The organism is Streptomyces sp. NPDC028928, from assembly GCF_055564915.1.
Window position 1 is genome coordinate 215,726 of record NZ_JBVHVI010000001.1, and the last position, 23,766, is coordinate 239,491.

The window sequence follows — 23,766 nt, forward strand, 5'->3', positions numbered from 1 at the left end:
TCGCTGCCGGGCGAGCCATTCGAGACGGGTCGGCTGTTCAGTCTGCGGGTGGCCGATACAGCCAGGTCAGTGTCCGCGCCGACCACCAGTCGGTGCCGGTACGGCTGATCGGTCGCACCGTGCCGGTCACGCTGTACGCCTCCGAGGTGGTCGTCGACGACGGCCGCACAGAGCTCGCCCGGCACGAACAGCGGGGAAGTTCACTCCGGTGCACGACGCGTGGTGGGCGGTAGCACCTAACCGAACGACGACTGGCACCCCTGCCACCCGATACCCGGCCGCTGCCCTCGGTTGCGGCCTACGACCAACTGCTGCGGCCCGCCGAGCACCGAGCACCGAGCCGACCTTTCCGCACCCGGAAAGGAGAGGCCCAGTGACCACATGCAAGCGCCACCGGGACTCACGGAAGAGGCCGCTGACGCGGCCGTGCTGCAGGCCTGCCGGATGCTGCGGCTGCCAACCATCCGGGCTCGGCTCTCCGATCTCGCCGAGGCAGCTGCCCGGGGCCAGATGTCCTACGGAGCGTTCCTCGCCGAACTGCTGATGGTCGAGGGCGACGACCGGGTCCGCCGCCGCTCCGAGCGGCGGATCAAAGCCGCCACCTTCCCGCGCGAGAAGTCGCTGTGCGCCTTCGACTTCGACGTCAACCCCAACGTCGACGTCACCGTCAACTCTCATCCAGACCGGCACCGAGTCCCACGGCCTCGCCGTCACCGAGGCAACAGTCGCAGCTCAGGACTCCATCACAGGCTAGCCACCCAAGGACACACATGCCCCGGATCGTTCAGCTTCTGACAGACCAGCACAACAGCACATGCCAGTCTGTCAGGATGGCAGCACGGGGGAAGCCTGGTCCTCCCTGGCAGCGTTCCCGAACCCGCTTCCGAAGGGGACGGCTGGTCAAGTAATTCCAGAAGGCGGCAGCGTGACGACGGACGATCAGACGGGCTTCGACCCCGCGCGCACCCTGGACCAGATCAATACCGCCACCGAACACCTGCTCAGAACAGCGGCCCAGCTCACCGACGACGACGTCCGGGCCCCGTCGCTGTTGCCAGGCTGGTCACGCGGCCACGTGCTGACCCACCTGGCCCGCAACGCCGACGGTGGGCGGAACCTGCTGATCTGGGCACGGACTGGGGTGGAGACACCGGAGTATCCCAGCCTGGCTGCCCGCGCCGAGCAGATCGAGGCGGGAGCGGACCGCAACGCCACCGAACTCCTGATTGACCTGCGCGAGAGCGCCGCCGCCTTCGCGGCCGAGTACCGAAGGATGCCACCCGCCGCATGGACCCGGCTGGTTCGCTGGACACGCGGACAAGTACGGCCCGCTGCCCGGGCCGCTGACTCCCGGCTGTGCGAAGTACTTGTCCACCATGCCGATCTGAACGCCGGCTACACCCCTGCTCACTGGCCTGAGGACTTCGTCCACGACATGCTCGACCAGGTCGTGGCGTCCTTCACCGCGCGTGACGATACTCCCGCCATGCGGTTACTCGCTGACGATACCGGCACCGTCTACGACATCGGCACCGCGCAACTACGGCCGACGGTTCACGGCCCGCAACGTGCGCTGCTCGCCTGGCTCATGGGACGCACCCATGGCGCCGATCTGACCGTCCAGGGCGCCTCGACACTCCCCAAGCCACCCTTCCTCTACTGATCAGCGATTTCGAACCCAGTCGCGAAGACGAGTCAGGGCCGCCGCAGTGGTGTCAGTTCTCATCGACATTCCAGAGCTGTGATCGGCAAGTGCAGGTTCTGGCTCGCTTCCGTGACGCGTGCACGGTGAGTGATCTCCGCCAGGGGAACAGTGGGACGGAAGATGGGTCTCAGGTGCAGACGATGGGGCAGCCATGTCGGATCGAGTGCTGGGCAGCGCGCAGGAACACCGCGACGTAGAAGGCTGTGTCCAGGTCCTTGCTCCACGCTCCTGTTCGAGTAGTGGCCAGCTCCTTTGCCTGGTTCCTGAACCACATGCTCAGGTCTAGGTTGTCGCATGTCGCCGGAGTCTCGGCCGGCAGATCGACGGCTGCCGCCAGCTTCTCGGCGAGCGGTAGTACCTGGGGAGCGCCGGCGACCATGGACTCGTAGTCGCCGGAGTCGATGGGCAACCAGATCTCCTCATCGAGCGAGAAGGGTACGAGCACGGTCCAACCGCAGAGGATCTCCGATTCCTCTCTTGACAGGTGCGTCTGGCACAAGGTGAGGAACCCGGTCATGGAGGAGGTCAGCTTCTCCTCGAAGGCTTGCCCTGAGCCGGGTGCGAAGTCCGTCTCCGGGGGTACGTCCTCGTAGGGCGGCAGGCCCCGCCGCCTGAGTTCAGCATTGAGCGCTGAAGCAACTTCGCCCCATCCGTCTTCCCCCTCACCGAACCATTCCTCCGCGCCGACGCTCACCAGGTACACACCCATGTGGGGAAGTTACAGCGCGCATCTGACATCGATCACAGGCCCTGGGCTCGGGGGAACGAACAACAAAAGCCCCGGCCGGGAACTTCGAAGGAACCAACGACGTCTTCGGCGACAGCTCGTTCTTCGCCATCCTCACCCCGGGACACACCGCGGGACACGTCTCCCATCTCGCCCGCACCACAGCAGGGGTCATGGCCCGCTTACGGGTGCCCCGGCCCACCGGCCGGCCCAGGACCACACGGCCTGGCCACCCGCTTACGACACGACCGCCACATCTGCCTCTCCGGACTCCACCTCCGAAAGAAGTGCCCTAGGCCTCAGGGTCAACAGAAGTGCGTCTGTAGTGACATGGGTAGGGATAGGGGTCACCACCGCCCGCGTGGACAGTCCCATCCATCTGCAGCTCCCCATGCTCCAAAAAGAATGGCAGAATCTGGACGTCGTTGTGATTCTTGAAACTAAGCACCAGATAGGGTGACAGGCCAGGATCTTTGTTGACCCCATGCCATTTCCCGTCGGATGAACGGCGTGTCACCTTCGCGTCCGGTACAGGGCCGTCCCACTCGACTGGAAAGTCTTTGCTGGAAAAAGTGTAATCGTCACGTAGTCGAACTGTCGGCGATCCACATTCCCGCTCCCCGTCCCATCGGCCCACCAATTCGGAATGAGTTACGGCCTCTGGAGTGACGACGGGTTTACCTGCCCCGCATGAGGACGGGGCGAATGCCGTCACGGTGGCAGTCGCAAGGCTTGCACTGATGCGAAATATGTCGGATTTCACGCTATCTGCTTCCGCCCATGTTTTGGATGGCGCCCAGTATGCCGGTCGATGACCGAAAGAGACGGCCTAGCCCCGGACACACAGCATCCGGCTGGCACGGCACGAGTGACGGATCTACGGCATGCCGGCCGAGTGCGTGAGCTACAGGCGTGGTGCTGGCGGCAGCGGCGTAGGCGCTCCCGTCTGTGGCGCGGCGCGGAACGCCTCGATCACGTAAGGGGCGAAGCGGCGGGAGGCCGTGACCCGAGCGGCACGCGGCGTAGCTTGGAGGCCCCGGTGGGCCATGAGCACGAGGACCAGGTCGTCGAGGACGCCGGGACGCAGCTGGCCGGTCTCCTGGGCGCGGCAAGCCAGTTCGCCGACCGCACGCAGAGTCTGCTGCCGGTCGGCGGCGAAGTCCATGGCCTCGGGGAAGGCCGTCATGAAGACGTCGGCTAATCCCCGGCTATGCGCGTAAAGTTCACAGATCCGCTCGACCAGGGTCCGGAATCCATGCCACGGGTCCGAGTCCAAAAGGGCGTCGCGGACGGCGGCATGGCAGACCCGCCGCTGCTCGGCGAAGGTCTCCACGATCAGTTGCTGCTTGGTCGGAAGTGCCGGTACAGCGTGGCGGGGCCGACGCCTGCGTGCCGGGCGACCTCGCGCACGGGCGCACTCAGGCCCTCCTCGCCGAACACCGCTCGGGCGGCGTCCAGGATGCGGACCCGATTGTCACGGGCGTCGGAACCCCCGGTACGTGTGCAGGGGCGGCGGCCGGCGGCGGCGTGGTGATCGTGCGGTAGTGGCCGCAATCATCTTCGTCGCCACCTCGGGCTGCACCTGGCGGCAGCTGAAGTCCTGGGTGACCCGCCGGTGGGCGCGAGCGCGGGTGAGGGCGTCGAAAGCGTCAGGGACAATGAGGGTGCGTCCGGTCAGGAATGCGCGAGCCCGGCTGCGCCGGTCCGGGTCCCCGGCGCCCGCCGTCACACGGCGCAGCACCGACACGGCTCCGGAGTCGGCCTCTACTGGTGGGTGGTCGAGCGAACGACTGCCAGAGAGGCGGGGCGGTGGGCCAGCTACGCGCCTACTGGGGCAGGTTGTGCAGGCTGGCGACGCCGAACCGACTCGCGGAGATCGTTACCTGCCACCGATTGCGCTGGGCGGTCTCGTCATCGGCCGGTACCGTGCGATGCAGATCGGGGAGGGGGTGGGCTGGTGCGCCCAGTGCTGTTGGTGGATGTGGACGGACCGCTGAACCCGTATGCCGCGAAGCCGCATCGACGGCCCGAGGGCTATCTGACGCACCGGCTTCTGACACCTCGCTGGGAAGCCGCCGAACGGCGCCGGCTGGCCGAGTGGGGGCTGCCGAACGGCGCCGGCTGGCCGAGTGGGGGCTGCCGAACGGCGCCGGCTGGCCGAGTGGGGGCTGCCGAACAAGCCGGCGAAGCCACTACGGGTGTGGCTCAACCCCGCTCACGGCCCGGCGTTGGACGCACTCCCCTTCGACCTGGTGTGGGCGACCACGTGGGAGGAGGAAGCCAACGCTTTCGTCGCACCGGTCCTGGGACTGCCCGAGCTGCCTTTCATCGCCTGGCCCTCGCCGCGGGCCCAGTCCGGGAACGGTGTGTTCTGGAAGACCCCGGAGATCGTCGCGTGGGCTCAAGGCCGGGCGTTCGCCTGGATCGATGACCAGATCACCGAGGCGGATCGCGCCTGGGTGAAGGAGCATCACAGCGGCCCCGCCCTACTGCACTGGGTCGACCCCCGATGCGGCCTGACCAGCGACGACTTCGCCGCACTCGCGGCATGGGCGACCGGCCTGCGCTGACCCACGGCCAATCGGCAGCCACCTGCGACGCCGTTCTCCAAACTTGTCGATCAGCCACTCGACAGTGATTCGCTCCTTCTCGACGGTGATTCGCTCCTTGTATAGGTCGGCGTCGTGGCTGAGGGGCCGACCGAGACGGCAGCGGAGCCCTTGTCCTGACCCGACCACGACCGTTTTCGCCCTGCACCCCGATCGCCCCTGAGCGGTCCCCGACCCGACCCGGAAAAGCCCCTGACAGAGGCACCACATGGACGACAGTGCACCTAACGTGACGAGGGTGCCCCGGCCGGGTCCGCACCCACAACCGCTCTCTTCACGAGGAGGATCGATGCCGTTCAGGGGCAGATCCGCACTGCGGCGTATCGCCGCGCGGGGCACGGCCATGGCCGTGGGGGCCGCCATGGCCGTCATCACCGGCTTCGTCACCGCTCCCGCCGTACACGCGTCGCCGTCTGCCACCGGGGCCCTGCGGTGGGCACCGTGTGACGACCCGGCGAGTCCGGGAGCCGAGTGCGCCACTCTGTCGGTGCCGGTCGACTGGGCCCACCCGGACGGGCCGAGACTCGACGTGGCCGTGGCCCGCCGCAAGGCCACCGACCCCGGCGCACGCGTCGGCTCGATGGTGTTCGGTCCCGGCGGTCCGGGCGACTCGGGTGTGGAGATGGTGGTGCGCCGTATAAGCCGGTTCAGCTCCGATGTCCGCCGCAGGTTCGACATCGTCAGCTTCGACCCGCGCGGCGTGGGCCGCAGCAACCCGGTGACCTGCTCCGGCGACCTGCTTGCCGAGCGGCCGTCACCGGAGCTGAAGAGCCAGGCGGACTTCGACGCCACCATGGCGTACAACAGGCGGCTTCGTGCCGACTGCCGGGCCCGTACCGGCCCAGTGTTCGACCACCTTGACACCGCCCAGACGGTCCGGGACTTGGACGCCCTCCGGGCCGCACTCGGCGAGCGGAAACTGACCTTCCACGGCAGCTCGTACGGCACGCTGCTCGGCGCGCAGTACGCCGAGACCTACCCGCGCCGCGTGCGCGCGATGGTGCTGGAGAGCGTCATGGACCACAGCGTCCCGACCACCCGTGACTTCCTGCAGTCCGAGGCGGCCACGGCAGAGGATTCGTTCCGGGAGTTCGTGAAGTGGTGTGACGGTGCCGCGGACTGTGCGCTGCACGGCCGTGACGTCCGCGCCGTCTGGCAGGGCTTGTTGGCCCGTGCCGGGCGCGGCGAGCTGGAGGACCCGGCGAATCCGGGTGCCTCGCTGTCGTCTTCGGATCTGGTCAACAAGATCGCGTTCCGGAAGTTCTACCAGGCCGACTACGCGGGCCTCGCCACGGCGATCGCGGGGATGGACGCGAGCAAGCCGCTGCCCGCGTCCCCCACCGCGATAGCGCCGCTGCATCCGGCAACCCCGGTCTTCTGCTCGGACTGGCACCTGCCCGTGCGTGACCACCGGGAGTACGCCTCGCTCGTCGCCATGATGAACACGACCGCGTCTGACCTGCCTTACCTGCTGCCGCTCCACATGACAGCGGCGTGTCTGGGCGCGCCGACCGCCAACCCGCAACATCGTCTGGACGTACACGGTGCCCCGCCGATCCTGGTGTCCAACGCCCTGCACGACCCCGCCACCGGCTACCCGTGGGCGGTCTCGGTGGCCCGGCAGCTCGGCCGCAGCGGCGTGCTCCTCACCTACGAGGGCCACGGGCACGGCAGCGTCACCAGCGGCCCGTGCATGGAGGACACCGTGAACAGCTACCTCACCGACCTGACAGTCCCGCCACAGGGCACCAGCTGCCCCGCCGTGCCATCCTGACAGCTGGCCGGTAGGAAAACGACCGTGAGGCGCAGGCAACTCACCGAGCAGCGGTGGAAGTCGATCGAGCCGTTCCTGTCGGCAGGCGAATACGGCCCGTACCCCGAGCGCCCGCGGGAGCTGTTCGAGGGGGTGATCTGGCGGTTCGGACAAACGCGCAGGGGCTGAGATGCCGGGCGAGTTCGGGCCTTGGCCGACCGTCTACGGCGCCTGCAAGTCTGGCGGAACGCCGGCTTCACCACCCTGCTGGGTGGCCTGACCGCCGAAGCCGCCCGTCAAGTGCGTCGGCTCCGGAATCGTCCCTACGCACCACGACGTCGCAGACGGACACCGCACCGGAAAACACGAAGCTGTGGTGTGCCGCCGCGGCGGTGATGGCAACCCGTGGCGGGTGGCGAGTCCGCCGCCACGGGGCTGGTTCACCCTGGGCGCGGCCCAGATCGTGTCGAGCGGCCTGTGCAAGCGTCGGCATCATCAGCGCCTTGTCGTCCTGCATGGGCCACGGCCGCTGATGCGGCACAAGGCGGAGTAGCAGACGCCGTAGGCTGACGGTCCTCTGGCGATTCGCGTCCTCCTCGTCCGGTAACGGCTGCTGTCGGTGGCCCGGCTGAACTGACAACGCCGGGGTACTCGCGCACTCAGCCGATGCCGGGCGCCTTGAGCCCGGTTCGTATCAGACAGCGACGGGGAGGTGATCGCCGTGTCGAGTACCCAGCCGTCTTCCGCGGGCCCGCCTGGCCAGCAGCCGGTGAGCGAGCTGGTGCAGCGTGCCTCGCGGCAGCTGACGGAGCTGGTGCGCGCGGAAATGCGCCTGGCGCAGGCGGAGATGAAGGAGAAGGGCAAACGGTACGGCAAGGGCGGTGGCCTGTTCGGTGGAGCCGGGTTGGTCGGCTTCCTGACGCTGCAGGCTCTGGTGGCGACCGTGATCGCCGCGCTGGCGCTCGTGCTCCCGGTGTGGGCCGCTGCACTGATCGTCACCGCGATGCTGGGTGTGATCGCTGCGGTGATGGTCATGAGTGGGAAGAAGCAGGTTGACCAGGCCGCGCCGCCCACGCCGGAGCAGACGGTAGAGAACGTGAAGGCCGACGTGGCCGAGATCAAGGAGAGTGCACGCCGATGACCCAGCCACCCCACGACGAGCCCACCGCCGACAGCCCCGAGGAGCTGCGCGAGCAGGTCGAGCAGACCCGCGAGGAGCTCGGCCAGACGGTCGAGGCACTCGCGGCCAAGACCGACGTCAAGGCCCGCGCCCAGGAGAAGGCGACAGAGGTCAAGGAACATGTCGCCGCCCGGGCAGGCGAGCTGAAGGAGCAGGCCACGCTCAAGGCCGGGGAGCTGAAGGACAAGGCAGCGCAGGCTGCCGGTCAACTGCAGGACAAGCTGCCCGATCCGGTGAAGGAGAAGGCGGTTGAGACCGCCGGGCAGGCTCGGGCCAAAGCCGCTCAGGCCGGCCAGCTGTGGCAGGAGAAGGCGCCCGAGCCGCTGAGGGAGAAGACGGCCCAGGGTGCGCAGATGGCCCGCGACAAGCGTGGTCTGCTCCTGGCCGCCGCGGGTGTGGCGGTCGTGGCCTGGATGGTCTGCCGTCGTCGCGAGGGATGAACGGTGTGAAAGCCTCGAAGATCGCTAACAAGCCGGTCGGTCTCGCATGGGCGCGGTCAGTGGCGTGATCGCTGGAGCGGCGGTCAAGCGGGCGTGCAAGATGCTCGGCCACGACGGCGACGCTCCCGACGCCCCCGACGAGGACCGCGGCTGGAGCGAGGTCCTGCTCGCCGCCATGGTGCAGAGCGCCACCTTCGCCGGGGTCAAGGCCGCGTCGACCGCGCCGGCGCCGCCGCCACCCGCTCTCTGACGGGGATCTGGCCCGGCTGACGGGCGAGACTGGGGGTGCCGGTACGCGAGTACCGGCACCCCCGTTCACGGACTGCCCCTCACACCGAAAGATTTTGCCGCCACGGTCGAAGAGGTCTCGCCGCCAGGTCGGCGCCCGCTTGCGGGTGGGTACACCCGATGATGACCACGGGTCTTGGCTGCAGCCTCCCGGACACCTCGCTCGTCCCTGCCTACCTCTGCACGGTCGCAACTTCCGCTCACAAGATCGTGTTCCGAACTCTGAGGCGTACCACCAACATCGGCCGCGCGAAAGCTGAGTCGCCCGTCCATGGTGAGGCGGCAGGTGTCGTACGGGTTGATGCTCGACCAGAGCAGCGCGGTCAGGCCCCGCCGGTCCTTCTCCGGCGAGCTTCCTCGCCCAGGCTGGTTCGGCGAGTACCTGTTGAAGTAGCAGTGTCCAGCTTCTCGCTGACGGCCAGCTACTTCTCCGCGGTGGTGCCGCAATCCGGGAGAGGGCGACAAGGTTGCGTCACGCCACGTCCACCGGCACTTGGACCAAGTCGCCAGGGCCGGCCAGAGCCGACCGCCCCGCGCGCGTCCTCCACCCTGCACGGCGCCTTGTCGGCACCCCCTGCCACCATGAGGCCCATGAGTCACATCATCACGATGACCACCGCCAACCAGAGCCATGTCGTGTCCTACCTGCAAGGCGAACTCGACGAGACCCAGCAGCGCGTACTCCAGGATCACATACGCAAGGACGCCCACTCCGACCAGCTCAACCTCGAACGCCAAGGCATCGATCTGGGCCTCACCATCCCCGAGGCGCTCGACCATCTCCTCGCGGGCCACGCCAACGCGGACGGCGCATACGTGGGCCACGCGTACTACAAGGCGCTCCAGCACATCATCGACTGGAGCGGGTCCGACCCCATGGACTTCGGCGTGTACTCCAAACCCTCCACGTTCTTCGGGCGCATGGGCGACGAACTGCGGCGCCTCGGGGTCCCCGAGGACCTGCTGCCGCTCGACTTCCTCTTCGCCGGTCCGCCCGACGAGATTCCCTTCCACATTCCGGCGCCCATAGACGGCTACCCGGCCATCGGCCGTCTGCCGCTGGCGAAGGCCAAGCCACTCGCCGACGCCTACGCCGCCGTCCTGGACCGCATGGACAACGCCTTCACCCATGAGGCCCGGAGCCTCATGGACAGGATGCGGGTCGAGCACGACGAATGGCAGAACGCTCTCCGGTACGGATACACCATGGACACGCTGTTCTTCTCGATTCAGGGCTGACCGGCTCCTGCCCCCGTCCACCGCGCAGCCGCCCCCACCCCACGCCGCTGCGCGGCCCCCGGGCCGTCATTGCGGTCCAACGCCACCCCGATGCGGCACGCTGAACAGGACCGCGAAAGGGGCAGGCGGTCGCCTAGGTCCTCGACGAGATCACCGAACCGGGGCTGCTCACCGGGGACCTGTGGACCGCTCCCTGGTCAAGTCGGCTGTCGAAGCGGGCGTTGTCGGGATCCTCACCATCACGGCGCGTGCGGGTTTGGTCCCAGGCCCCCAGGCAGCCGCACGCATCGGACTCACGGTCGGGCTGCTCCCCTGGCGGCCTGTCCGTGGCTCTCGATGTTCACGCTCCCACCGGCGCCGCTCGTTGCTGGCTCCCGCCGTAGTGTGAAAGCTTGATGTGATGAGCGTTGACTTCGTCGACTGGCCGGCGATGGCTGCCGACGGCTTCCCCTTCCCCGAGGCCGCACCGGCATCTCGGATCGCCGACGAGCTGTTGGCGATGCTGGTCTCGCCTGACCCTGAGATCCGTGACGACTTCGCCTACACGGCAGCCGCTCGCTGGATTGCGGAGGGACGTCTTGATGAAGTCCTTGAGCAGTTTGGAGACACCGCTGCAAGTCGTTTCGCCCATCCGGAGGTGCAGGCCCGGAGCTTTGCACCGCTGACTCTTTGTCTGGTTCTGCGACGGGCGGACAGCGTTCCCGGTCTCGTGACGCGGGAGGCGGCAGAGGGCTGGTATGCCGAGTTCTCGGCCTGGTATCCGGCCGAGCAGGACACCCGGGGGTGGGACGACTCCTTGGGCTGGCTGCACGCCGTCGCGCACGGCGCCGACGCTGCTGCCGCGTTCGCGAGGGTCCTGCCCGACCGCCGCGCAGAACTACTCGAGCTGTGTGCGCGCAGGATGACGGCTAGGCAAACCGACTACCGATACGTGCAGTTGGAGGATGCACGGCTTGCCCGTGCGCTGACGCGGATCCTGCAGACGCCTGGCCTTGATCACGAACAGGCCACCGGTTGGCTGAGTGTGGTGACGGAGGCCCTGCACAACGGTGAAGGGCCCGGGCCCGTCCCGGTCTGGGCCTTCAATACCTTCTCCACGCTTCAGTCCCTTCATCTGCATCTGGCCCGCGGCATCAGTGATGAAAGCGTGCCACCCCATGCCGAGGCAGTTGCCGCTCGTGTTGCCGGTCTCCTACGCCTGTACTGTTACTGGCTCGCCTGACAGAGGAGGGAGACCCGGGCAAGAGGAGGCCAGGCGAGGCTGATGTCCGGTGGGGCTGACGTCACCGTCATGAAGGGCAGTCGCACGCACGCCAGGCACCACCGTAGACCGGCTACGTCGACGCGCTGAACAAAGACCTGGCTCGCCTGGGGTCACCGCTCGGGCCGGCGGGCTCGACGCCGGCAGCGACATGGCCGTCACGCTCAACGCGCCGTCCGTGATCCTCTCGCTGATGCCCGTCACCGTCGCCGCGCTCGGCGTGCTCAACGGCGTGCCGCTCGACACCGCGAACGCGTCCGGGAGATCAGTGTCCACAAATCACTCGGCATGACGTCCCGGCAGACCATCGCTACGGTCATCACCTCGGTCGTCCTGACCGGACTGGTCGCAGGCGCTCTACGCGTCCCACTCGGCGTGGCCCTGCACGGCTGGGTCGTCCCCACAATGGGCGACGGCGTGGGAAGCCGATGTCCTGCCGGTACAGGGTCACATACTCAGTTACGGTCACCCGGGCGGGAGTCGTACCACACGCAGTGGAGCCGGCCAGCTTCTTCCCGCCCGGACGGGTCACCGCCCAGTGCCCGGACTGCCGTGATCGCATACCGCTGCTCTCGGTCGTCGGTGAACCGACGCTGCGGGTAGGTACGCGACGGATCGGCCGTGGTGTGCAGGCCGCGCTGGGCCAGTGCCTGTACGACAGGTGCGTAGTTGACGGTACGCAGCACGAACGCACTCACCCATACCGGGCGCCGGGCGCCGTCGAGCAGCGCCGCGAACGTCCGTTCCGTGATGTAGCTGCCGCCGCCTGTCAGCGTGATCAGGCCGAGGTCGGCAAGCGCCCGGCTCAGACGGGGACCGGGTGGGTGCTGTTCCAGGTTGTCCGTGAAGGCGGCGTCCAGCAGGCCCACCTCCAGTGCGTACAGCACCGCGGGCGCGGCCACGTCCAGCCCGTACACCGGCACGGCGTCGGGTCTGCGCCGCTCGGCGTAGAACTTCTTGTCCCAGGCGGCGAGTTCCGCCGTCGACATGGTCTGCGCCGCCCGGGATGTGTATCGCTGGTACAGGTCCTTCAGTGTCACGTCGTGATTGAGCAGCGCGGCGTTGATGCCGTACGAGCAGCACACGTCCAGCACAACGGGCGTGCCGGGGCGGCCGTCGTCGAGCGCTGCCCGTTCAGCCGCGGCCTGCCGGAAGACTGGCTGGGCGTGCTGCGGGATCTCGTACTCCAGCGGGGCCAGCCTCAAGAAGTACGCGCGCGGGTCCGGACTCTCGTAGACGTCATCGAACCGGGATTTGCCGTGAGCCATACCGTCCCCACCACTCCATCCCGACCCACCCAAAGCGCCCTCCTCCCACCACCAACACCTACACCTCTGCCTACCCTGCCCATAAGGCTTGCCCAACGCAGCTTCCGGACACTGAAGCCACGCCGCCACCTCAACGCACACCATGACGATGGCGCAGGGCACCAATGGCCACCAGATAGCCGGCGTTGCCATCGACCAGTAACAACGGCTGACACGACGAAGCCAGGCAAAGGTCCGCTCAACCGCCCACCAGTCGACGCCCCAGCCCGGAGCCGTGCTCGGTGCCATGTCGGGAGCCGGCGCGGCCCCGGTCGACCGGCGACGGGCCCGTCGCTGGCCCCCCTTACTACGGCCCTGACGTGCGAAGAATCAACCGCGCAACGGGACCCGTCCACCTTGCGTACGGCGTTCAGCTCGACCCGCAGGACCTCGTGCAGCCTCTGCCGGACCCGGCTTCATTCCAGTCCCCCAGCCGCCGCCGGTACTCCCACCGGACATCCGGACGGCGTCACGCCGTCAGCGCCGCCTCCACCTTGGCCAGCTCCGTCTCCGGGTCGACCGTCCGGGACAGTACGTCCAGGTCGTCCCGGCTGTAGCGGGCGCTCACGTCGTCGTCCCAGCGTGCGACGGCGGTCCGCAGCGGCTCGACGGCTTCCGCGAGGCGGCCCAGACGGTGCAGGACGAGTCCGTAGTAGCCGGCGGCCTCCGTCCTGTAGGCGGAGTCGCCGCCTTGTTCCCAGGCCCTGCGGAGAAACGGTTCCGCCTCGGCGTAGGCGCCACGCTGGGCCTTCAGTTTGCCCGCGAGCATGGCGTTCAGTGGGGAACCGTCACCGGCCGCGCGCACATACCAGCGCTCGGCCTCCTGGTAGTCCCGGTGGTACTCGGAGAGCCACCCCATCTGGTTGCACGCGTCGTGGTGGCCCGCCTCGGCGGCTGTCCGGTACCACTGGTCGCGCAGCGCGGGCCTGCGCAGGGCGCCGTAAAGCTCCGCCAGGTCGTACGCCGCCTGTGGGTCCCCGGCCAGCGCGGCGGGCTCGATCCAGCGGACCAGGTGGCGGTCATCCGCGCCGCCCCAGTCGCCGAGGATCTTCCCGTACGCGTACGACGCGTGCACGTCGCCCGCCTCGGCTCGCTCGCGCAGCCTCGGCAGCCGACGCAGGTCCTTGCCGGGCGCGACGGAGCCGCCCTCTCGGATCGCGGCGATCCGGGCGAGCTGCTCGACGACGCCCTCGGCGTCCTCGCCGACCTCCCGGAACCAGCGTTCGGCCTCGTCGTAGCGCCGCTGCCGCTTGCACAGGAGACCGAGGTTCCACTGGGCCGGCTGATGCCCGTGGGCGGCCGCGAGGCCGTACCAGTGCTCGGCGTCCCCAAGGTCGCCGCGCTGCTCGTGCAGGACACCGAGGACGTACGAGGCGCCTGCGTAGCCCTCGTCATGGGCCTGGACCAGCAGGTCCCGGGCCTCGGGCCAGGACGCCTCGCCACCGGTCTCCGTCAGGAACACAGCGTGGTCCACGCGGGCGGATGCGCTGAGCGCCGAGGCTCTGCGGTAGTAACCGGCGGCCTCGGTTGTCAGGCCCGGGTAGTCGCGGAAGTGCTCTTCCAGGGCGAACAGCGGGCGCAGCGCCTCCGCGGCGGCGTCTGCGTCCCCGTCGGCCTCGGCGGCGTCGAGCCCCGCCGCGACCCGGTCGAAATCCTCACGGATCGAATCGAAGAGCTGAGCCCAGCGGAAGACCGCGATATCGCCCAGATCGATGTCGCTCATCAGGAACTTCGACGCCTCGTCCAGTCGCCCCTCGGCCGCGAGCAGCTTGCCGAGCTCGATCTTGCAGTCGAGGTGGCGTCCTCCCTCCCAGCCGCGACGGAACCAGTCGGCGGCCTCCGGATCACCATCCTCGCGGAGCAGGACACCGAGTCCGTAGGCGCAACCGGCGTGGCGGTCGGCGACAGCGCGGTAGAGCGCTTCCGCGGCCCGCCGATCACCCCGGATCTTCCGGTACCTGGCGAGGGTGTAATGCGAGAAGGCGTCACCGGCCGCCACGGCCTGCTCCCAGTACGGGATGCCTTCGTCCACGAGCTTGCGCAGCACGAAGAAATCGGTGTGCCGGCGGGCGGTCTCGGCGTCGCCGGCGCGGGCGGCGGCGACGAGCGCCTCTCCGTGGGCCTGTATGTCCTGCGTCATGATCGTATCGTGCCAGGTAGCGCCAAGGACGGGCCAACAGGCGGGCGTTGCCCGACCGGCAAGGCCGGTACGCGAGGGCTCGCCCCGACACGGCAGGGCGAGTGCACGACGATCGGCGCGCCGGCCCGGCCTCCCAGCGTGCGTGCCCCTGCCCCGGCTGGTTCGAGGGGCGAGTCGGCCCCGGGGCATCAGGGGTGTCGCCGGTCTGGTCGAAGCAGGCCGGGTCGCCGGGGCGCGGGTCGTGCATCGCCCGGCCGCCGACGCCGAACTGCCCCGACTGCCTGGACAGCGCGACGCCGACCGGACGCTCTCTTCACTTTCTTCCCGAAGGGCGGGGGATGTCCGCGCGCTGCTCGTTCCGGCAGCGGCCCGCCGCAGGTCTCGAAGGAGTCTCCTCAGTCGATGCAGAACTCGTTGCCCTCGATGTCCAGCATCGGGATGCACGCATCGTTGCCGTCATACAGCGTTTGCACGTGTACCGCGCCGAGCGGGACCAGTCGCGCGCACTCGGCCTCAAGTGCGGCGAGGCGCTCTTCACCCACGAGGCCGGTGCCGACCCGCACGTCGAGATGCACTCGATTCTTGACGGCCTTCCCTTCGGGAACGCGCTGGAAGTACAGTCGCGGGCCCACGCCTGAGGGATCCACACAGGCGAACCACGCATCCTGCTGCTCAGGCGGCAGCGAGCGCTTGTATTCGTCCCAAGTGGCAAACCCCTCCGGTGGCGGCGGTACGACGTACCCCAACACCTCGCACCAGAAACGAGCCAGGCGCTCAGGTTCTGCGCAGTCGAAGGTGACTTGGAACTTCTTGATCGACGTCATTGGGCCACCATATGAGCGCCTGCCCGTTCACTGAACCCCCGGGACGTCACCGCCGTGCAGGTCGAGGTCTCGCGGGACATGAGTGGCGTCAAGGGGCGTGATTCTCCGGAAACCGCAAGAGGCCGCCACCCACACCATGGCCTCCGCCGTGCGATCGCGGCAGGGGCGGGCCCCACGGGGCCGGCTCGTAGGTCACCGTTTGTTCCAGGCAACCGTTCGCCACGTCGCACAGTGCGGCCAGGCCGTGCGGCTGTGTCCGGGAGCCGGCCGGACCGGTTCCCGGGCACAGGGAGGTGTGCGTCGGTCAGGTGAGCCAGCTGTCCGCCGCGCAGGCGGAGGCCGTGACCCACTTGTGGGAGCCGATGTGGTTGAGGACCGGGCCTCCGCCGTTGGTGTAGTAGTTGTCGGACAGGTCGTCGGCGTACAGCTCGTACGGCGAGAGGCACACATATCCGTACTCGGCCCGGTAGCCGCTGGTGGCGTAGAAGGCGACCACGTCCAGCCCACCCAGGTAGCCGCTGTTCATGACGGACTTGGGCTCGCTGTAGTCGCTGCCCCGGAACGGGCCGTAGCTGTCCCCCCAGGCGTAGTCGTCACCGGCGGCGGCGCCGAGGAGCGTGCCGGTGCAGTCGTAGCCCGACCAGGCGCGGACGAGACCGTCCCGGCCGTGTCGGCTCCACTCCGCGTCGCAGTACGCCCCCTGGGGAGCGGCCTGGGCCGAGGTGGGGACCGTGGCTCCGAGGAAGGCGAACCCCAGGGCCGCCATCGCCGAGCCGAGCAAGCGTGCGCGCATGTGTGTGTCCTCCTTGACACGGTGTGCGTGAACGGCTGTCCACGCAGGACGGGTAGGAAAGTGGTGTTCGGTCCGGGCGAGCGGCGGTGCGTGCGAGCTGCTCAGGGGCTCGGCGGAACGATCGCGGCGGCTCGGGCCAGGGCGCGCAGCCGGAGCCGCGCGTAGGTCTCCAGGGCTTCGCCGTAGCGGTCGCGCAGATCGTCGGCGTAGTGCTTCTCGCGCTGCTCGCCGACGGTCCTCAGCCGGGTCGTGCGGGCGCAGCTCGCGTCGGCCACCGCGATGGTGCGTTCCGTCGCGAACTCCTCCCCCGGCGCGGCGGTCGCGATGCTGCGCTCGGCAGCCGCGCGGGCCTCGTCAGGGGTACGGTACGGGTGGCCCTCGCGGGCCATGCAGCGCGCCCATGCGGCCAGGGCATGCTGTATCTGACGATCCCTCATAAGGTGCGGGACGTAGAGGGGTTGGAGCCCCGTCGCAGTCTTCTCCGCTCGGAAGTAGGCCTCCGGGTCCCCGTACAGGTGCCGCTCGGCCTCGGCTACGCAGCCGCCCACCCGCTTGCGGACCGTGCCGCCGCTGGGGGCACGTGCGGTGAGGACGTGCGCGTCGCCCTGGTCCAGCGCCTGGTCGTAGGCGGTTCGCCGGTCGGGGGGCAGGCTGCGGCGGTAGGCCCCGTTCGGGTTCGTGCGGCGCGCCCGCTCCAGCTCGACCCGGATCCGGCCGCCGTACCCGTAGGTGCGGGCCCAGGCCACGTCGTCGGACACATAGCCGAGGGACCGGCTCTCCTCGGCGGTGGGCCGTTCGGCCTCCCAGTAGCGGAAGCTCTTGCGCTCCATGCAGCGCCGGACGAGGCGCTGTTCGGCGGCGGAGATCCGTGCGGCCTCGGCGTCCGTCAGCGGTCGGGGCCTGTCGTGCTGTGCGGCCGGGACGTGCGACGGAACCGCGCCGGACGTGCAGCCCGCTGCCGCGAGCGCGCCCACGGCGGTCACCGCCGCCAGCAGCCACGCCACGGCACCGCTCCGTTTCATGGTCCCCTCCCCCGTCCGGTCGCCCTGTTGCCGACGCGCTCCATCCTCGGGACGGCCGAAGGGGCGGGCGAGCCTTTCGATCCCTCTGCAAACGTCGCCGGGAGACCGCCTTTGGAAATTCCTCGAAAGCCTCGCGCCGGCGCGCCCGGCGACCGAGGATCACCACCGGCCCCTCGTACGGCCGACTTCACTACGGAAGGAAAAGGACCATCATGACCGGTTTATCCGGAAGAACAGCCCTGGTGACGGGCGCATCCCGCGGAATCGGACGGGCCGTCGCACAACGGCTCGCCGCTGACGGGGCGTGGGTCGCCGTGCACTACGGCAGCCGGCAGGCCGCGGCGGAGGAAACCGTCGCGGCGATCCGGCGGTCGGGAGGCCGGGCGTTCGCCCTGCGCGCCGAGCTGGGCGTGGACGGTGACGTGGACACCCTGTTCGCCGGCCTGGAGCGGGAGTTGGACGGGCGGCCCCTGGACATCCTCGTGAACAACGCCGCCGTCATCGACTACGGCGCCACCATCGACGCGGTGACCCCGGACGCCTACGAGCGGCTGTTCGCGACGAACGTGCGGGCCCCGCTGTTCATCACACAGCGGGCGCTGCACCTGATGCCCGACGGTGGCCGGATCATCAACATCTCCTCGGGGGTCACCTGGTTCGCCACCCCGGAGATCGTGTACGCGATGACCAAGGGCGCGCTCAACGTCTTCGGCCGGTCGCTGGCCCGCACGGTGGGCGCTCGCGGGATCACCGTCAACACGGTCTCCCCGGGAATCACCGAGACCGACATGAACGACTGGCTCCGCGACCACGGGGCCGCCCGGCGCGTCGCCGGTCTGACCGCCCTGGGACGTCCGGGCGAACCGGCCGACATCGGCGATGTCGTGGCCTTCCTCGCCTCGGACGACGCACGCTGGATCACCGGGCAGACCATCGAGGTCAACGGGGGTCTCCACCTGGGGCCCGCCGACACCGGGGACGGTGATCCGGAACCGCGGCAGCAGGGAGTGCGGGAGGACACGACGCCGGATTGAGACACCACAGCCCCTGCCTGATCACACACCACCGAGGAGTTCCGATGCGCATCACCCTCGCAGGACTGATCGCCGCGGCAGCGGTCGCGCTCCTGCCGACGACCGACGCGGTCCAGGCCCCGTGGGCCGACGGCCCGTTCAAGCCCGGGACGGTCGTCGCGGACGGCCCGTACAAACCCGGAGCCGTCCCGGCCGCCTCCCCCCTGACCGTGACCTCGCTCGACTGCCCGCCTCCCGCGCAACCCGATGGGATGTCGCCCAACCCGTGGGACACAAACAGCACTTGCTGAGGTGCGGGGTTGGGGCCCTAGGCGAGCAGGTCGAGCAGCCGTCGGCCGTCGTCGGTCAGGTCGAGGCGGACCTCGCGCCCGTGCCGGTGCCGGTGCAGCAGGCCGGCGCGCACGAGGGCGTCACCGTGGTACGTGACGGTGCTGACCGCGATGCCCAGGCGGCTCGCCGCGTCGCTCACCGACGGCCGGAAGCGGGCGTGCAGCAGCAGAGCGGCTCGCGTGGCGCCCAGCACGAGGGCCAGCCGGCCGGTCTCGTCGAGGCGGGGCGGAGACGTCTCGGTGAGGCGGGCGAGCCCGGGTAACGGATAACCGATCCAGACCAGTTCGTCGTCCTCAGCGCTGTATGCCGTCGCCCGGTGGCCGGAGACGAGGGGGACCAGCACCAGGCGCCGCCCGGGGACCGCGCTGTGCGTCGGGCAGCCGACCGGCAGTCGGAGGCGGCCGTCCCCGTAACGGACGGGCGAGCCCAGCGTGTTGAACACGGGCTCCATGGTGCGCGTCACGACAGCGCGGCCGATCCGCTCCTCCTCCCGTTCCAGGAGCGGAGCGGCCCGCTGCCACAGCGGCTCGAAGGCCCGCCACACGGCCTGCGCGAGCCGCCGGTACACGTCCACGACGGAGCCCGGCCGGTCCACGACGAGTTGCCACGGACGGGGCACGGCCGTTCCGAACCATGCGACGACCTCTTCCGCGAGGGTGTCGGGGCGCATCAGGTCCAGCTCGTCGGCCACCGTGACCGGCCCGGCGCCCACGCCCAGGGCCCCGCTCAGCGTGAGACTGTCGGGCAGCCACGACCGACCGGTCCGCAGGAGTGCTGCCAGCAGGCGGGCCTCCGCCCGCGGGGCCGCGCGCCGCATCTCCTCGGCCCAGGCGGACGGCATGCCGTGCCGGCTGTCCCCGAGCGCACTGATGAGCACGGAGAACAGAGTGATCCCGGGACTGCGGCCGACGGCGAGACCGGTGTCCTCCAACGACCCGACCGTGACCATGGCCGAGGGGTCGCTCGGACCGTCGGCCGCGCCGGACACACCGGTCCTGCCGTCTGCCACGACGTCCCCCGCCATGCGCGCTCCTCCCCCCGTCGCGCGCCCCCAGCGCACGCCCCGCCCATCCTGGGGCCGGTGCCGGCGCCGCGCAACGCGTTTCGTCGGCGCGCCGTGCGATGCCTCCTTCGTAGCCCGAGGCAACCTCAACGCGCTCGGCGAGGGAGTACCACGGCGGCCGAGCGCACCGGCCGGCACGCCGAGGCGGCACGGCCAGGGCTGGCCGTCGCGGAGACGCACCGGCGGCTGGGGCAGGCACGGGGGCGGCCCGCCCCTGGGAGGCGAGCCAAGCCTGGGAGGCGAGCCAAGCCTGTGAGGAGAGCTACCACACGGCCGGCGACGCCGGGGGTACGGCCGCGATGGCCTGGGTGCTGTGGACCGGCGACACCCTCGCCCGGCAGCGCGGCGCGCTCGCCCCGCCCCGGCCCGGCGGCTGCCGGCGCTCGCCGCCGACCCGGGCGAGCGTGGCAGGGACGTGGTGGTGCGCGGCTACTCACCGGTATGGCCGGCGGAGACCGGCCGGGTTCAAGGCGACCACGAGGCCGGCGGCCGGCTGCACGAGCAGCTGCCGGCCGAGGTACGGCGGCGCGGTGAGCGCGGCACACGGCGTGGGCGCTGGATCGCATGGCCCAGATGCACCGCACCTTCGGTGCTTACGACACGGCGTATGTCCTGTTCGAAGGGGCGGCCTGCTCGCCGCGCAGGCCGACGACCGGGACGCGCACGCCCGGGCGCTGCGCGGCCGCGTCACCGGCCGTGGAGTGGCACGGCCGGTCGACCGCCAGACTGCCAGGGGAGTCGATGATCACGGGTCGGCCGATATGGCCCCGAGGACATCGTCAAGGGCTTCGAGGGCACGCACCACGCATCACAGCAGACCGGTTCAGTGGGTCGTGCTGCCCGCGACCCACTCGCTCCACGGCATGTTCCAGTCACTGAAGCCGTTGTCCGGCGCCAACCTGGTCTTGTCGTCGGAGTTCTTGACGATCACGACATCACCGATCATCGAGTTGTCGAAGAACCACGCGGCGGGCTGCCTGCCGTCGCCGCCGCCCTTGACGTCCTTCAGACCCACGCAGCCGTGGCTGGTGTTGACCTTGCCGAAGACCGAGTCGGCACCCCAGTAGTTGCCGTGGATGAACGTGCCCGAGTCGGTCAGGCGCATGGCGTGCGGTACGGCCCCGATGTTGTACGCGGGCTTGCCGTCCTTCTCCGTGAGGCCGACGCTCGCGCCGTTCATGCGGATGTGCCGGAACTTCTCGGAGATGACCATCTGACCGTTGTACGTCGGATGCTCCCGGCTGCCGGACGAGATCGGGATGGTCTTGATCTTCTTGCCGTTCCGTACGACGGTCATCTGTTTCGTCGCGGCGTCGACCGTGCTGATCTGGCTCCGGCCGATCTTGAACGTGACCGTTTTCCGGACCCCGTGGAGGTTGAGCTTGACGGTGACGGTGGAGCCGGGCTTCCAGTAGTTCTCGGGGCGGAAGTCCAGGCGGTGGTCGTTGAGCCAGTGGCCGACGACCCGCTGGCCGCTGCTGGAGCTGACCTGGATCCTCGACTCCACGACGGCCTTCGCACTGATCGCCGTGTCGAAGTTGACCGCCACCGGCATGCCCACGCCGACGGTCGAGCCGTTCTCGGGGAAGAGGTGCCCGATGAAGTCGTTGGCCGGGGAGACCGTGGTGATCGTCGCGTTCTCGGTGGCGGAGCGGCCCTGGGCGTCCTGGGCCTCTGCGGCGACCTGGTACCTGGTGGCCCGCTCCAGCCGGCCGTCCGGCTTCCAGGACGTGCGGTCCGCGGACAGGGTGCCCGGAATCTCGGCACCGGTCGCGACGGCGGTCATGGTCACCTTGGTGAGCTTGCCTTTGCTGACGGTGACCTTGACGGAGTCCTCGATCCCGACCTCGTAGGCGGCTTGCCCGGGCGTGATCTTTATTCGGGCGTCGGAAGCATCCTGGGCCGCCGCCTGACTCACTCGCGCCTGTGGTTCCGGATGCTTCCCGGCGGGGTCGCGGCTGGTCGCAGCGTTGCTGGTACCGCCGAGGGCCGTCACTGCGAGTACGCCGCCGAGTACGCCGGCCACAGCCACCTGCCCGGTGCGTCGTTTACGTACCGTGATCAAACGCTTCTCCCATGCCACTGGTCTTTGCATAACTGCGTGCTGAGCACCTTCAAAGCACACCAGCGTAAAACCACTTATAGGCATGGATGTGTCCAGATACGAGTGAATTGTGGTGAAGGACACGGCGAGCTGGCGTCGCCCTGCTCGCGGTGGATTCCGGGTGGGGGGCGTCTGACCGCCGGCTGCGGACGGCCGGGAAGCGGCGGCTGGGCCACCGAGCGCATCGGCCCTGGCGGCGGTGCCCCTTACCGCCTGAGCACGCCAGGCCGTTCTTCGAGGTGATCTTCACAGTGCGCTTCCTCCCGCCCGGGCACCGGCGTCGTCCCGATGACAGCGGCGCGCCGGTCCAGGACGGGCGGGATCTTGAAGTGTGCGCGCCTCACCAGGCCGGCCTGTCTGGTGTTGCGCGGGCGGGCAGGTCGGATACGGGCACCCATGGCATCACCCGGGCCAGGTCGCGGTGTATGCGGTCGGCTTCACCGCGTACCTGGGTGGGGATGTCGCCGCGTTCGGCGACGAGGCGGCTGAAGATGGGGGTTTCCTGGAACACGGTGCAGTCTGCTTTCTACGGGTGGCTGGCCGCGGATCGGGTGGTGCGGGGGGGGGCGAGCCGAACTGGTTTATCACATCAGTGAGTTCATGCGTGTCCTCCGTCGGTCGGACACACAGGTTGACCGGTGGGTTTCATCCGGGGCTACGACGCTCCGAGCTCGTCGTCCGGTTACTGCACTGTGGCTTTGCGCTCCCTGCGGGACCGCACCCACAGGCCCAGGGCCCAGGAGGCAACCACCAACGCGGCCGTCAACGCAGTCGTCAGCCAGCCCCTGTAGATGTCCGCGAAGCCGGTGACAAAGCGCATGACGACGGTGAACACAGCCCAAACCACCAGCCAGCAAGCCGCCTTGACCATCCATCCCTGTCGTCGCATGGCAGGAGCATATCCACAGGCCCGCAGGGCAACAGCTACGAGGGCATCGTGCTGGTCGCCGCGATCGGCAAATGGCTGTGACCCGCATCAACAACCCGTCCGAGACGCGGTGTTCATGGTGATCAGCGCCCTCAAGGACTCCGACAACGGGCGGTCGACTCGAGATGCCGAAGCACGGCGGCAGGGTCCGCCAGGCGCGGCCGCTGGCCAACGCGTAGCCGCGTCGCCGGGACCAGCCCTGCTTACCGTACGTCGACGAGGTCGCCTGGTGCGTTGACGGCCGCGGTGGTGGTGTTGCCCGCGTAGCTGTAGCGCCAGTATCCGTCCTGGCCGGCGGTGACAGTGGTCTTGAGGTATCCGGCGGAGTTCGACGTTACGGTTTTGACAGTGCTGTAGGTGCCGCTGGACGTGCGGAACTGCAGGCGTACGCGCTGGTTGGCGTACCCGTGATACCTGGAGTCAGTCCAGTCCACGCGGCTGAGTGTGCCGGTGATGGTGATGGGCTTGCCCTTGGCCACCGGCTCGGGTGATGCGTTGGCCGTCAGCTTCGAGGCTCGTTGGATGCTGACGGACGCTGCGGAGTCCTTCCAGTGGTAGTCCCCGTCCTGTGCCGTTGCGTTGACGTGGAGTCGCCAGGTTCCGGCATCGATGGTTTGGAGGAACGACTGCCCCAGCATGAAGTGCCAAGAGCACCGTGTGGTGACGTCGTTGGACACGGTGCATTCCGGTTCGCCTGCTGCCGCTAGGTAGCCGGTGGGTTCGGTGATGGGCCCCTTGTACAGGAGCGGGTCGATGTAGTCGATGCCCTCGGGATCACTGGCGGTGACGGTGACGGTGAAGGACGTCTGCTCGGCTGTCCCGACCACGACAGGCTTGCCGCCGTTGATGGAGGCGGAGAGGATCTGTGTGTCCCCCACGCGGGTGTCCGCTGTGGCCGGCGAGGTGCTCAGGCACGTGATCGTGAGTGAGGCGACGACAGTCGCGGCGGCACGCTTGCCCATGAAACCCCCAGGTGGAACGCCGGCCCCTGAGCTGCGTGATCAAGGGCGTCCGGAGCA

The 23,766-nt window shown here is 69.2% G+C and carries 21 protein-coding genes and 9 pseudogenes; 17 read left to right on the forward strand and 13 right to left on the reverse strand.

The window, feature by feature from the left end; translation table 11 throughout:
* Window positions 1-92 precede the first annotated feature (92 nt).
* The 3 genes and pseudogenes from ACZ4U1_RS01070 to ACZ4U1_RS01080 all read left to right on the forward strand — a co-directional run bounded on the left by ACZ4U1_RS01070 (window position 93) and on the right by ACZ4U1_RS01080 (window position 1,663).
* Entirely contained in the window at window positions 93-233 is a 141-nt protein-coding gene (locus ACZ4U1_RS01070) for a hypothetical protein (RefSeq protein ID WP_467897947.1), read from the forward strand.
* 148 nt (window positions 234-381) lie between these two features.
* A pseudogene (locus ACZ4U1_RS01075) lies at window positions 382-669 on the forward strand (ATP-binding protein); the annotation flags it as partial.
* A 256-nt stretch (window positions 670-925) separates the two neighbouring features.
* A complete protein-coding gene (locus tag ACZ4U1_RS01080) occupies window positions 926-1,663 on the forward strand; it encodes a maleylpyruvate isomerase family mycothiol-dependent enzyme (RefSeq protein WP_467897949.1) in 738 nt (245 codons plus the stop codon).
* A gap of 169 nt (window positions 1,664-1,832) precedes the next feature.
* Here ACZ4U1_RS01080 and ACZ4U1_RS01085 read toward each other — a convergent pair whose 3' ends face one another.
* Together ACZ4U1_RS01085 and ACZ4U1_RS01090 are read right to left on the reverse strand one after the other, a co-directional pair.
* A complete protein-coding gene (locus tag ACZ4U1_RS01085) occupies window positions 1,833-2,414 on the reverse strand; it encodes a hypothetical protein (RefSeq protein ID WP_467897952.1) in 582 nt (193 codons plus the stop codon).
* A 922-nt stretch (window positions 2,415-3,336) separates the two neighbouring features.
* Window positions 3,337-3,893, reverse strand: a pseudogene (locus ACZ4U1_RS01090) (TetR/AcrR family transcriptional regulator).
* 44 nt (window positions 3,894-3,937) lie between these two features.
* Between ACZ4U1_RS01090 and ACZ4U1_RS01095 the strand changes: the two are divergent.
* The 11 genes and pseudogenes from ACZ4U1_RS01095 to ACZ4U1_RS01145 form a co-directional block, all read left to right on the forward strand.
* Window positions 3,938-4,072 (forward strand): annotated as a pseudogene (locus ACZ4U1_RS01095) (IS5/IS1182 family transposase); the annotation flags it as partial.
* Window positions 4,073-4,398: 326 nt separating this feature from the next.
* Window positions 4,399-5,002: pseudogene (locus tag ACZ4U1_RS01100) on the forward strand (hypothetical protein).
* 328 nt (window positions 5,003-5,330) lie between these two features.
* Window positions 5,331-6,815: an alpha/beta hydrolase gene (locus ACZ4U1_RS01105; RefSeq protein WP_467897955.1), complete on the forward strand. Its 1,485-nt coding sequence runs from the start codon at window positions 5,331-5,333 to the stop codon at window positions 6,813-6,815.
* A gap of 24 nt (window positions 6,816-6,839) precedes the next feature.
* Window positions 6,840-7,091: pseudogene (locus ACZ4U1_RS01110) on the forward strand (transposase); the annotation flags it as partial.
* 472 nt (window positions 7,092-7,563) lie between these two features.
* Window positions 7,564-7,935: a phage holin family protein gene (locus ACZ4U1_RS01115; RefSeq protein WP_467897958.1), complete on the forward strand. Its 372-nt coding sequence runs from the start codon at window positions 7,564-7,566 to the stop codon at window positions 7,933-7,935.
* Window positions 7,932-8,414 (forward strand): DUF3618 domain-containing protein, encoded by a 483-nt coding sequence (locus tag ACZ4U1_RS01120; RefSeq protein ID WP_467897961.1) that lies wholly within the window; start codon window positions 7,932-7,934, stop codon window positions 8,412-8,414. The genes ACZ4U1_RS01115 and ACZ4U1_RS01120 overlap by 4 nt, the downstream gene beginning before the upstream one ends.
* A gap of 5 nt (window positions 8,415-8,419) precedes the next feature.
* Window positions 8,420-8,684 (forward strand): annotated as a pseudogene (locus tag ACZ4U1_RS01125) (DUF4235 domain-containing protein).
* Between the two features lie 609 nt (window positions 8,685-9,293).
* Entirely contained in the window at window positions 9,294-9,941 is a 648-nt protein-coding gene (locus tag ACZ4U1_RS01130; RefSeq protein WP_467897964.1) for a DUF7691 family protein, read from the forward strand.
* 400 nt (window positions 9,942-10,341) lie between these two features.
* Window positions 10,342-11,163 carry a DUF2785 domain-containing protein gene (locus ACZ4U1_RS01135; protein WP_467897967.1) on the forward strand — a complete coding sequence of 274 codons (822 nt, stop codon included), beginning with the start codon at window positions 10,342-10,344 and terminating at the stop codon, window positions 11,161-11,163.
* Between the two features lie 190 nt (window positions 11,164-11,353).
* Window positions 11,354-11,494 (forward strand): hypothetical protein, encoded by a 141-nt coding sequence (locus ACZ4U1_RS01140; RefSeq protein WP_467897970.1) that lies wholly within the window; start codon window positions 11,354-11,356, stop codon window positions 11,492-11,494.
* Window positions 11,491-11,538 (forward strand): annotated as a pseudogene (locus ACZ4U1_RS01145) (hypothetical protein); the annotation flags it as partial. The gene ACZ4U1_RS01140 and the pseudogene ACZ4U1_RS01145, both read left to right, overlap by 4 nt.
* Before the next feature lie 119 nt (window positions 11,539-11,657).
* Here ACZ4U1_RS01145 and ACZ4U1_RS01150 read toward each other — a convergent pair.
* From ACZ4U1_RS01150 to ACZ4U1_RS01175, 6 genes and pseudogenes are all read right to left on the reverse strand, one after another.
* Window positions 11,658-12,470, reverse strand: a complete 813-nt coding sequence (locus ACZ4U1_RS01150) for a hypothetical protein (RefSeq protein WP_467897973.1) — start codon at window positions 12,468-12,470, stop codon at window positions 11,658-11,660.
* A gap of 286 nt (window positions 12,471-12,756) precedes the next feature.
* Window positions 12,757-12,948 (reverse strand): annotated as a pseudogene (locus tag ACZ4U1_RS01155) (IS5/IS1182 family transposase); the annotation flags it as partial.
* Between the two features lie 30 nt (window positions 12,949-12,978).
* On the reverse strand, window positions 12,979-14,649 hold the full coding sequence (locus ACZ4U1_RS01160) for a tetratricopeptide repeat protein (protein ID WP_467897976.1): 1,671 nt from the start codon (window positions 14,647-14,649) through the stop codon (window positions 12,979-12,981).
* A gap of 395 nt (window positions 14,650-15,044) precedes the next feature.
* The gene (locus ACZ4U1_RS01165) at window positions 15,045-15,473 is read right to left on the reverse strand and encodes a VOC family protein (protein WP_467897979.1); all 429 of its coding nucleotides are present in this window, start codon (window positions 15,471-15,473) and stop codon (window positions 15,045-15,047) included.
* A 304-nt stretch (window positions 15,474-15,777) separates the two neighbouring features.
* Entirely contained in the window at window positions 15,778-16,266 is a 489-nt protein-coding gene (locus ACZ4U1_RS01170; RefSeq protein WP_467897982.1) for a hypothetical protein, read from the reverse strand.
* Window positions 16,267-16,367: 101 nt separating this feature from the next.
* On the reverse strand, window positions 16,368-17,288 hold the full coding sequence (locus ACZ4U1_RS01175; RefSeq protein WP_467897984.1) for a hypothetical protein: 921 nt from the start codon (window positions 17,286-17,288) through the stop codon (window positions 16,368-16,370).
* Between the two features lie 212 nt (window positions 17,289-17,500).
* Here ACZ4U1_RS01175 and ACZ4U1_RS01180 point away from each other — a divergent pair, with 212 nt between their 5' ends.
* Complete coding sequence (locus ACZ4U1_RS01180) at window positions 17,501-18,322, forward strand: SDR family NAD(P)-dependent oxidoreductase (protein ID WP_467897986.1); 822 nt, start codon at window positions 17,501-17,503, stop codon at window positions 18,320-18,322.
* Between the two features lie 44 nt (window positions 18,323-18,366).
* Entirely contained in the window at window positions 18,367-18,612 is a 246-nt protein-coding gene (locus tag ACZ4U1_RS01185) for a hypothetical protein (RefSeq protein ID WP_467897989.1), read from the forward strand.
* Window positions 18,613-18,629: 17 nt separating this feature from the next.
* On the opposite strand, the gene ACZ4U1_RS01190 is transcribed toward ACZ4U1_RS01185, so the two are convergent.
* A complete protein-coding gene (locus ACZ4U1_RS01190) occupies window positions 18,630-19,676 on the reverse strand; it encodes a hypothetical protein (protein WP_467897992.1) in 1,047 nt (348 codons plus the stop codon).
* 153 nt (window positions 19,677-19,829) lie between these two features.
* Here ACZ4U1_RS01190 and ACZ4U1_RS01195 point away from each other — a divergent pair.
* A pseudogene (locus tag ACZ4U1_RS01195) lies at window positions 19,830-20,398 on the forward strand (tetratricopeptide repeat protein); the annotation flags it as partial.
* Between the two features lie 140 nt (window positions 20,399-20,538).
* Here the strand turns inward: ACZ4U1_RS01195 and ACZ4U1_RS01200 are convergent.
* The 4 genes from ACZ4U1_RS01200 to ACZ4U1_RS01215 form a co-directional block, all read right to left on the reverse strand.
* Window positions 20,539-21,810 (reverse strand): L,D-transpeptidase, encoded by a 1,272-nt coding sequence (locus ACZ4U1_RS01200; protein WP_467897996.1) that lies wholly within the window; start codon window positions 21,808-21,810, stop codon window positions 20,539-20,541.
* A 349-nt stretch (window positions 21,811-22,159) separates the two neighbouring features.
* Complete coding sequence (locus ACZ4U1_RS01205; protein WP_467897998.1) at window positions 22,160-22,330, reverse strand: hypothetical protein; 171 nt, start codon at window positions 22,328-22,330, stop codon at window positions 22,160-22,162.
* 171 nt (window positions 22,331-22,501) lie between these two features.
* A complete protein-coding gene (locus tag ACZ4U1_RS01210; protein ID WP_467898001.1) occupies window positions 22,502-22,708 on the reverse strand; it encodes a hypothetical protein in 207 nt (68 codons plus the stop codon).
* A 242-nt stretch (window positions 22,709-22,950) separates the two neighbouring features.
* A complete protein-coding gene (locus ACZ4U1_RS01215; protein WP_467898004.1) occupies window positions 22,951-23,709 on the reverse strand; it encodes a calcium-binding protein in 759 nt (252 codons plus the stop codon).
* Window positions 23,710-23,766: the final 57 nt, after the last annotated feature.

What these genes read in the sequence shown, in the direction of transcription:
- ACZ4U1_RS01085 (WP_467897952.1), bottom strand. Translation starts at nt 2,414, where the DNA reads ATGGGTGTGTACCTGGTGAGCGTCGGCGCGGAGGAATGGTTCGGTGAG.
- ACZ4U1_RS01105 (WP_467897955.1), top strand. Translation starts at nt 5,331, where the DNA reads ATGCCGTTCAGGGGCAGATCCGCACTGCGGCGTATCGCCGCGCGGGGC.
- ACZ4U1_RS01120 (WP_467897961.1), top strand. Translation starts at nt 7,932, where the DNA reads ATGACCCAGCCACCCCACGACGAGCCCACCGCCGACAGCCCCGAGGAG.
- ACZ4U1_RS01130 (WP_467897964.1), top strand. Translation starts at nt 9,294, where the DNA reads ATGAGTCACATCATCACGATGACCACCGCCAACCAGAGCCATGTCGTG.
- ACZ4U1_RS01135 (WP_467897967.1), top strand. Translation starts at nt 10,342, where the DNA reads ATGAGCGTTGACTTCGTCGACTGGCCGGCGATGGCTGCCGACGGCTTC.
- ACZ4U1_RS01140 (WP_467897970.1), top strand. Translation starts at nt 11,354, where the DNA reads ATGGCCGTCACGCTCAACGCGCCGTCCGTGATCCTCTCGCTGATGCCC.
- ACZ4U1_RS01150 (WP_467897973.1), bottom strand. Translation starts at nt 12,470, where the DNA reads ATGGCTCACGGCAAATCCCGGTTCGATGACGTCTACGAGAGTCCGGAC.
- ACZ4U1_RS01160 (WP_467897976.1), bottom strand. Translation starts at nt 14,649, where the DNA reads ATGACGCAGGACATACAGGCCCACGGAGAGGCGCTCGTCGCCGCCGCC.
- ACZ4U1_RS01165 (WP_467897979.1), bottom strand. Translation starts at nt 15,473, where the DNA reads ATGACGTCGATCAAGAAGTTCCAAGTCACCTTCGACTGCGCAGAACCT.
- ACZ4U1_RS01170 (WP_467897982.1), bottom strand. Translation starts at nt 16,266, where the DNA reads ATGCGCGCACGCTTGCTCGGCTCGGCGATGGCGGCCCTGGGGTTCGCC.
- ACZ4U1_RS01175 (WP_467897984.1), bottom strand. Translation starts at nt 17,288, where the DNA reads ATGAAACGGAGCGGTGCCGTGGCGTGGCTGCTGGCGGCGGTGACCGCC.
- ACZ4U1_RS01180 (WP_467897986.1), top strand. Translation starts at nt 17,501, where the DNA reads ATGACCGGTTTATCCGGAAGAACAGCCCTGGTGACGGGCGCATCCCGC.
- ACZ4U1_RS01185 (WP_467897989.1), top strand. Translation starts at nt 18,367, where the DNA reads ATGCGCATCACCCTCGCAGGACTGATCGCCGCGGCAGCGGTCGCGCTC.
- ACZ4U1_RS01190 (WP_467897992.1), bottom strand. Translation starts at nt 19,676, where the DNA reads ATGGCGGGGGACGTCGTGGCAGACGGCAGGACCGGTGTGTCCGGCGCG.
- ACZ4U1_RS01200 (WP_467897996.1), bottom strand. Translation starts at nt 21,810, where the DNA reads ATGCAAAGACCAGTGGCATGGGAGAAGCGTTTGATCACGGTACGTAAA.
- ACZ4U1_RS01210 (WP_467898001.1), bottom strand. Translation starts at nt 22,708, where the DNA reads ATGCGACGACAGGGATGGATGGTCAAGGCGGCTTGCTGGCTGGTGGTT.
- ACZ4U1_RS01215 (WP_467898004.1), bottom strand. Translation starts at nt 23,709, where the DNA reads ATGGGCAAGCGTGCCGCCGCGACTGTCGTCGCCTCACTCACGATCACG.